This is a genomic window from Pseudomonas sp. SIMBA_041, assembly GCF_046535095.1.
Classification (GTDB): Bacteria; Pseudomonadota; Gammaproteobacteria; order Pseudomonadales; family Pseudomonadaceae; genus Aquipseudomonas; species Aquipseudomonas mucoides.
The window spans coordinates 1-247 of the sequence record NZ_JAWRXJ010000746.1; the positions used below are offsets into that span (position 1 = coordinate 1).

1 protein-coding gene is annotated in these 247 nt (G+C 52.2%); it reads right to left on the reverse strand.

Annotated elements, in window-relative coordinates:
- Positions 1–19: 19 nt before the first annotated feature.
- Positions 20–247 (reverse strand): hypothetical protein (locus tag SB725_RS33100; protein ID WP_410923687.1); only part of this gene is annotated, 228 nt, incomplete at its 5' end.

The window sequence follows — 247 nt, forward strand, 5'->3', positions numbered from 1 at the left end:
GGCCAATACATCCTGTTCGCTAGATGAGCCCAAGTTTTCTCCAAATACTCACGACATTTCCGATAGCTTGACGTGCACGCTTATTCCAATTCCGGGCTGCGTCCGAGTTCTTGTCCTCCAGCCTGACGCGCTTGTCCTCTACGATTGCAAGAACAGCTGGCCTGTAGTCAGCAATAACCCGCATACGGTAGCCATCCCGGAGAATATCGGCCAAGCTGGTAAGCGCAGCAGTCGCAACATGAATCAT